The following is a 7,755-nucleotide window of genomic DNA, read 5'->3' as shown; positions in this document are numbered from 1 at the left end:
CTCCACCATGCCGAAACCCATGCTGTTCTTCTCGCCGAATCCTGCCTCATAGCCCATTTCAAGGAGCTCCTTAGAGCCTCTGGCCTCGAAGTCCATAATGTAGCAGCGGTGGAAGGTGTCCCTTATGCGTATGCGGCGCTGTTTTGTGAAGGTGGGCGGGCTGAGCTCAACCTCGGCATCAGCGGGAGGCCTGCCATGGAATAGCTCATACTTCTTCACAAGGTTCCTGCGCAGGTTCTCATAAAACTTGGGCTGGGAGGGGTTCAGGTCCCAGGGCTTTGGGCCGGAGGGGGTGTCGATCATGGTGGTAACATTTATCGGCGAAAGGGTGCGGAGCCTCAGAGGCGGGCTGAAATCTGGCTGCGGAAGCACCTCCATCGCCTGCAGCTGGAACCTCTCAGAGCCTATCTGGAGCACGCCCTCATCCAGAAGGCCCTCCACCGCCGCGGTAAGCACCTTGTGCCTCGGGGAGGAGAGCAGAAAGTATCCGCCCCTTTCAAAAATCAGCCCCCTCCTCACAGCTCTGCCTCCCTTGAGGTCAGAAAAGGTGAAGTGCTTTATGCTCTTTGAGGTGTGTATGGAATAGGCAAGCTCCAGGTCAGCCTCTTTAAAGGCCCTGTACAGGACACCCGCAAGGTAGTGGTTGTAGTTGAAAGGCACAAAGCCCCTGCCCGTGAAGGAAATTTTAACCCTCATTCACGCCTCTCCCGCAGGTATTCTTTGAGCGGAGATGCATATAAAGGTTATTTCTTGACAAAAGTTTATAAGCCCCTGCGCCGAGATGATTCAGAGAGGGGGTATTAGGCTTTGGAGGTGACTGGAGGATGAAGAGGGGTATCGCCGTTATCATAGCCGTTGTGCTGCTCTTCCTTGCAGTGGGTATCTACAACTACTACAGGAGTCCCTCCCCTGGTGGGATGATGGGCACCCCCTATCAGGGTGCACAGCCCCCGCAGATGCAGTACTCCTCCAACGGGGAGATGATATACTACACGGGTATCGATGAGCGTGGAGAGCAGATTGTGCCAGGGTCCGCCGGACCGATGTGGCTGTACACGCATGGGGGCAGCTGCGTCTCCTGCCATGGTGAAGACGGCAGGGGCGGCAGGGCTGTGATGATGTGCTCAGAGGTTCCGGCAGACATAAGGTACAGTGCACTCACCGAAGAGATGGAGCACGGCGGTGAGGAACATGAGCCCTACAATGAGAGTACAGTAAAGAGGGCAATAACAGAGGGCATAAACCCCGCTGGAGAGGAGCTCGACCCGTGCATGCCCAGATGGAAAATGAGTGAGAGTGACCTGAATGACCTGATACTCTTCCTCAAAGAGCTGGACAGGAGGTGAATGTTATGGCAGAAAGAAACGACAAGCTTGTGGCCGGGATCATTCTGACGGTGGTCGGCCTGCTGGGACTTTCCTCGGGAGGGATGGGCTTCGGGGGCATGGCCATGGGCGGGATGATGGGTGGCGGATTCAGCCTTTTTGCGCTGCTGCTGAGTGCAGTATTCCTGGGTATAACCCTCTTCGGGGTGTACCTCGTCTATGAGGCTGTAAAGTGAGGCTGGGCAGAAAACGCCTTACTACCAGCTTGTGGAATTCGTCAGGAGACATTCAGTAGCTCCTGCCCATGATTATAACCTTCTCCGCCCTCTCATCGCAGCCAGCGCAGGTGCCCTGTGCAGCTTCATCGAGGATGCCCAGGATGTCCACATCAGCGCTGTCCTCCATGCTCTTTCCGCATGCCTCGCGCCCGCACCATGTGGTCTTAACCACTCCGCCCTGCAAAGCCACCTTTTTAATCTCCTCTATGCTGGAGGCGGTGTGAATCCTGTCCTCCATCTCACGCCATGCGCGCTCCTTCATACTGGAGGATATCTTCGCCAGTGCCTCGCGCACGCGCTCTTCAACCTCCGCCCTGGGCACAGAGAAGCGCTCGCCCGTGTCCCGGCGAACCAGGGTAACTGCACCAGCCTCAATATCCCTGGGGCCCAGCTCTATGCGCAGGGGCACACCCCGAATCTCCCAGTCGTAGTACTTGCTTCCAGGGCGAATATCGCGGGCGTCGACATGCACCCTGAAATCCTGAAGCTCTTCCCTGAGCTTCTCCACCTCGCGGTCAACGAGCTCCTTCTTATCCTTGAACCAGATGGGCACCACCACAACCTGAATAGGGGCCACCTCCGGCATGAGGCACAAACCCGAGTCGTCGCCGTGGATGGCAAGAAGGGCAGCAATCACGCGGTCGCTCATGCCGTAGCACGTCTGGTAGGCGTACTCCTGCTCTCCCCTGGTGTTCTCAAAGGTAATCTCAAAGGTGCGGGCGAAGTTCTGCCCCAGGTTGTGCACAGTGCCTATCTGCAGTGTTCTTCCGTCAGGAAATATGGTGTCGAAGGCCATGGTGTACTCTGCGCCCGGGAATTTGTCCCAGTCGGGGCGCCGGGAGATGATATAGGGTATTCCCAGAGTGTCGAAAAAGCTCCTGTAGCAGGCAATTGCCTCCTGCACCTGCGCCTCTGCTTCGGCGGCACTTGCATGTGCAGTGTGCGCCTCCTTGAAGGTGGTTATCTCCCTGAGCCTTATCAGCGGCCGGGTGTGCTTTGTCTCATAGCGGAAGGTATTTACCACCTGGTAAATCTTCACAGGCATGTCGGCATGGCTTCTTATCCAGAGGGCAAAGATGGGATAGATTGCTGTCTCGCTCGTTGGACGCAGCGCCAGCTTTACCTTGAGTTCAGTGAGCCCGCCGTGGGTCACCCAGTAAACCTCATCCTCAAAGCCGGCGATGTGCTTTGCCTCCTTGGCGAACTCGTGCTCAGGAATGAGCAGGGGAAACAGCGCCTCCTCATGCCCTTTGGCGTCGAGGATGCTCCGTATAAGCTCAACCACGCGCCTGCGTATCTTAAAGCCGAAGGGGTACCACACGTACACGCCTTTAACAGGGTAGCGCACATCCAGAATTTCAGCCTTCTCAATAATCTCGTTGTACCACTCGCTGAAGTTGTTCTTCCACCTATTGCGCATCTCATCACCTGTCAGAAACCGCACTCTGCCCTGCGACAGCGTCAAGGCATGGGTATGTGTTTGCGATATTTAAAGGTTGCCTAAGTCTGGCACCAATAAATTCAGGGAGGTGGGGCGCAGCGTATCTATGCTGTCGCCTCGAGAACCCTAGGAGTTATCCCCAGGAATTCCGCGGCAGTGAGTATCCTTTTATCATATTTTTCTGCGGCGTCCCAGATTTTTTGTGTGTTCTGTTTAAATCTAGCATCTCTCGGTAAATGGTGGTCGTAAATAATAAGCTCTGTATCGCTTTCTCTAATTATCCTCAAAACGTTTTCTATTGCTCTGTTCAGGTTGATCCTGTTCAGCATGTAGCCCAGCATATAGGTCATCGGTCCGTCCAGAACCAGTATGTCAGGGTTTTCCCTGATCAGCCATTCTGCATAATCCTCTATTATGGGGCCATTCACATCACTCGAATGTATAAACTTTTCACCTCCATGCTCCACTACGGTTGCAAATACCCAGCCCAGTCTGGAGAATTCAATCCCATGAAAAAGGGGTCTGGTGAACCTCAGCCTGGTGTCTCCGAAGCGCATCTCCCTGCCCTCGGGATACCTCACCTCAAGGGCGCTGAATTTTAGCTCCTGTATCCCCGGGGTACTGCTCCATTTATCTCTCCTGCGCTTCAGCAAGCTCATGCCCTGCTTTAGCAGCTGCCTCCTCCTCTGGCTGTAACTTCCGAAGTCCCTGTGCATGGCTCTGGGCAGCTCTTCCAGGGGGTCGGCATACTCTCTCGCCTCTGGCGACCTCAAAAAAGCGCTGAGTTCCACACCGCCAAAATGTTCACACACCCTGGAGTAAAAACTCTCAGCCCTCCTGCGCTGGGAGTCGTTTATGTACTCATTCGGATTCTTCGCTAGGAGGAGTTTATTCTCATACACCTTCATGTCATCCGGAAAATAATGGTCATAATGATAGTGGGAGATTACAACAACCCGGGCTTCGTTCACCGCCCTTTTTATTGCTCTCCTCCCCTCCTGCGCCCACCGTATCTTTTCCTCCTCGCCTGCCGGGAAACCCGGATGCATTACTGCTATTCCAGGGTCTATTAATACAGAGATATCTGGGGTTTTGACAAGTGTGCAGGAGCTTTTGGCACCTAGAGAATCAAACCATACTGGTTTAAATGAAACGCCCATAATATGGATTATTTCTGCGCCAGCTCCATAAAGTAGCGGTGCAGCCTTGAATCTCTGGTAAGCTCTGGATGGAAGGCGCAGGCAAGGTAGCGCCCCTGCCGGGCGAGCACTATGGCCTCACCCACACGGGCGAGCACCTCTACCCCGGGCCCTGCGCGGGTGATAACAGGCGCGCGTATGAAAACCGCATGGAAGGGCCTTTCCCCAAGCGGAGGTATAACCAGCCTCTCCTCAAAGCTCTCCCGCTGTCTCCCGAAGGCATTTCTCGCAACTGCTATGTCCATTAGCCTCAAAGAAAACTGCTCATATCCTTCAATCTCTCTGGCAAGCAGAATAGCTCCCGCACAGGTCCCGAAGATCGCCAGCTCGGGCTTGGCCTTTATCGCCCTGTCGATGCCATACTTCTGCATGAGCTTGCCTATGGTGGTGCTCTCCCCGCCGGGGATAACAAGGCCGTCCAGCTCATCTATCTGCTCCGCCTTCTTCACGGCGATGACCTCGCCTTTTCTGCGAAGCGCCCGCTTCATGGCGGCGAGGTGCTCTGCAACATCACCCTGAAGTGCAAGCACACCCATCTTCATGGCTCAGCCTCCTGCCCCGCAAGCTCGGCATCTATTATCGCCTTAAACGCCTCGAAGGACTGCGCCCCCTTCAGAGGTATGCCGTTTATGAAGAATGCGGGCGTGCCTGTGACGCCAGCATTTATTCCATCCTGCAGGTCCTTTCTGACCTCCTCCTCATACTTCCCTGAGGCAAGGCAGGCTTTAAAGCTGTCCACATTGAGGGAAAGCTGCTGCGCATACTCGAAAAAGGCGGCTTCGCCCCGCGCAGACCAGTCGCTCTGCTTCTCAAACAGCAGGTCATGGTACTCGAAGTACTTCCCCTGTTCGCCGGCGCAGTTTGCTGCTTCAGCAGCCTTGAGCGCAAAGGCGTGGATATTCTCCAGCGGGAAGTCGCGGTAGACGAATCGCACCCTGCCCTCATAGGCATTGAGGAGCCTGTCCAGCGTCTCCATTCTAAACTTTCTGCAGAAGGGACACTGGTAATCTGAGAACTCGATAATTACAATGGGCGCATTCCCTGGACCAATAGCAGGGTCGTCATCCTCGCTCACCGCCACCCGCTGTGGTCCGGGCTCCTTTATGGGCTGGGACATGTTGAGCTGCTGCAGCACAAGAATCTCACCATCCCTGGTTACATAGACAGTGGGTGAGTCGAGCACCCTGCCTGCGCCGGTAACCTGGATATCCACGCGGTACAGATAGCTTCCGTAGGGCGTTGTGTTGAGCAGCCTGCCCTCCACTCCTTTCGGTTTGAGGAAGTTCTTATCCACATAGGCAAGGGTCCTCTCACCAGCCTGCTGGGCGTTGAGCGCCGCTGACTGAGAAGCCTCCTCCTGCCCAAGCATTCCAGCCGCAAAGTAGCCCAGAGCAAGGCCAATGGCAATACCGGCTACCAGCATCTCCAGGGCTGCGCGCTTCATCCAACCGCCTACACACCGCGCGTTTGAAGAAGCTCCTCTGGCTTCAGCTGGTGTATGTCAAGGCCCTTCATGGCCTCACCTATTCCCCTGGAAATCTCGGCGAGCAGCTCAAAGTCGGTATAGTGGGTGGTCGCCTCCACTATAGCCTTTGCCCTCGCCTCCGGGTCAGAGGACTTGAATATGCCAGAGCCCACGAATATGCCATCCGCACCAAGCTGCATCATCAGCGAGGCATCTGCCGGCGTGGCTATGCCGCCAGCTGCGAAGTTCACCACAGGCAGGCGTCCCAGCTTGGCCACCTCCCTCACCAGGTCGATGGATGCCTGAAGCTCCTTCGCCGCGTAGTACAGCTCGTCCTCCCGCATGCTGCGCAGGCGGCGAATCTCACCCGTAACCAGGCGCATGTGGCGCACTGCTTCGACGATGTTTCCGCTGCCCGCCTCGCCTTTGGTTCGAATCATGGCGGCACCCTCAGAAATCCTGCGCAGAGCCTCGCCCAGGCTGCGCGCGCCGCACACAAAGGGCACCTTAAACCTGTGCTTGTCAATGTGGTTGTGCTCGTCCGCAGGCGTGAGAACCTCGCTCTCATCTATAAAATCAACACCCATGGCCTCGAGTATCTGCGCCTCGGCGAAGTGGCCTATCCTCACCTTCGCCATCACAGGTATGCTCACAGCCTCCATAATCTCCTTGATCTTCGCGGGGTCAGCCATTCTCGCCACGCCGCCTGCGGCACGTATATCAGCCGGAACCCTCTCCAGTGCCATCACAGCCACTGCACCGGCATCCTCTGCGATGCCCGCCTGCTCTGCATTGGTGACGTCCATGATAACTCCACCTTTGAGCATCTGCGCCAGGCCACGCTTCACCTTCACGGTGCCTTTCATCCTAGCCACTTCAATCCCTCCTGAGTATGAACCTCTTAACCGCAATCTTCTTCTCAGCCGCCCTTGCAGCGGCCTGCGCTATTCTGCGCCTCATCTCTTCCATCTCCTGGGGCGCACCCTCGCCGATTATCTTCTTAACCTTTGTGTACGCTGCCTCCCTGAACTTGGTTTTGAGCTCACGCTCGCCTTCTCTGCCAGCGAGGTATACGCCTCTGCCTACTTCTACCCTTCCTACCTCATAAACTTTTGCCACACCGCGAAGCGCCTCCTTAGCCCGGGAAGCGCTCTCACCGGGGAGGATGAGCATCAGCGAATCTGTGCTTACCCCAAGGGGGTCAATCTCAAGCTCATTGAGCATCTCAAGAACCCTGGGGTTGATTGAGCGGTACAGCTCATCTTCGTACAGCACCAGCTTCTTGCCGGCGGTGCGTGAGATTTCCCAGGCATCGCCGCGCACTCCGCCGTTTGTAACATCGCTCATCGCATGTACCTCGCCCAGCATGCCCTGCTCCATCAGCGCCTCACAGGCGAGCATGAACTCCACATTCAGCGTCTCAGTGACCACGTCGTAGCGCTGGTGGTAGACCGCTATGGTTGTAATAGTGCCTCCGCCCTTACCCTCGGTGAGCAGGATAACATCGCCCTCCTCGGCGTGCTTCCGTGCCTTGGGAAGCTCGGGGGAGGTTCCCACTGCGGCGACGCTGGCAACGAGGCGGGAGCCGAACACCATGTCGCCGCCCACACGCAGTGTGCTCCCGGCGATGAGCGGGGCTGAGCAAAGCTCCCCCACGCAGGCTATGCCGGAGGTGAAGTCGAAGAGCTTGCCAATATCGCCGTCATCCGCCAGGTGCAGGTCGCTTATGAGCGCTCTGGGCTTTGCCCCCATTACACAGACGTCGCGCAGCGCTGCGCGAGCAGCGTGGAAACCAGCGAGGAAGGGAAACTCGCTCAGACGCGAGTGCATTCCATCCACGGCAACTGCAATGTAACCAGCCTCGCCCTCAACAACGCCCGCATCGTCCTGCTGGCGCGCATCCACCACAGCAGGGGTTGAGCCGATAATCTGCGCCAGCCTGCGGTGCACAAAGAAATCGCCCTCACCCCGCGAACCCACGCCGAACTCGCCCATGCCAACACCTGCCTCAGCGTAGCCGAGAAGTTCATGCAGAAAGGCGTTGTCG

9 protein-coding genes are annotated in these 7,755 nt (G+C 56.5%); 2 read left to right on the top strand and 7 right to left on the bottom strand.

The window, feature by feature from the left end:
* The coding region (gene cas6, locus ACXJJW_RS09695; protein WP_456475544.1) for a CRISPR-associated endoribonuclease Cas6 at positions 1-696 on the bottom strand (696 nt) is incomplete at its 3' end.
* Between the two features lie 128 nt (positions 697-824).
* Here cas6 and ACXJJW_RS09690 point away from each other — a divergent pair.
* Together ACXJJW_RS09690 and ACXJJW_RS09685 are read left to right on the top strand one after the other, a co-directional pair.
* On the top strand, positions 825-1,346 hold the full coding sequence (locus tag ACXJJW_RS09690; RefSeq protein ID WP_456475543.1) for a c-type cytochrome: 522 nt from the start codon (positions 825-827) through the stop codon (positions 1,344-1,346).
* Between the two features lie 5 nt (positions 1,347-1,351).
* Positions 1,352-1,561 (top strand): hypothetical protein, encoded by a 210-nt coding sequence (locus tag ACXJJW_RS09685; protein ID WP_456475542.1) that lies wholly within the window; start codon positions 1,352-1,354, stop codon positions 1,559-1,561.
* A 52-nt stretch (positions 1,562-1,613) separates the two neighbouring features.
* On the opposite strand, the gene proS is transcribed toward ACXJJW_RS09685, so the two are convergent.
* The 6 genes from proS to ACXJJW_RS09655 all read right to left on the bottom strand — a co-directional run.
* A complete protein-coding gene (gene proS / locus ACXJJW_RS09680) occupies positions 1,614-3,023 on the bottom strand; it encodes a proline--tRNA ligase (RefSeq protein ID WP_456475546.1) in 1,410 nt (469 codons plus the stop codon).
* 125 nt (positions 3,024-3,148) lie between these two features.
* Positions 3,149-4,204, bottom strand: a complete 1,056-nt coding sequence (locus tag ACXJJW_RS09675; RefSeq protein ID WP_456475541.1) for an MBL fold metallo-hydrolase — start codon at positions 4,202-4,204, stop codon at positions 3,149-3,151.
* An 8-nt stretch (positions 4,205-4,212) separates the two neighbouring features.
* Complete coding sequence (pdxT, locus tag ACXJJW_RS09670) at positions 4,213-4,785, bottom strand: pyridoxal 5'-phosphate synthase glutaminase subunit PdxT (RefSeq protein WP_456475540.1); 573 nt, start codon at positions 4,783-4,785, stop codon at positions 4,213-4,215.
* On the bottom strand, positions 4,782-5,687 hold the full coding sequence (locus tag ACXJJW_RS09665; protein WP_456475539.1) for a DsbA family protein: 906 nt from the start codon (positions 5,685-5,687) through the stop codon (positions 4,782-4,784). Before ACXJJW_RS09665 ends, pdxT begins: the two co-directional genes overlap by 4 nt.
* 8 nt (positions 5,688-5,695) lie before the next feature.
* Positions 5,696-6,574 carry a pyridoxal 5'-phosphate synthase lyase subunit PdxS gene (pdxS, locus tag ACXJJW_RS09660; protein ID WP_456475545.1) on the bottom strand — a complete coding sequence of 293 codons (879 nt, stop codon included), beginning with the start codon at positions 6,572-6,574 and terminating at the stop codon, positions 5,696-5,698.
* A 10-nt stretch (positions 6,575-6,584) separates the two neighbouring features.
* The coding region (locus ACXJJW_RS09655; protein WP_456475538.1) for an AIR synthase-related protein at positions 6,585-7,755 on the bottom strand (1,171 nt) is incomplete at its 5' end.

The sequence above is a fragment of the Candidatus Pyrohabitans sp. genome (genome assembly GCF_054014795.1).
This window is presented reverse-complemented; position numbering and strand designations above follow the sequence as displayed.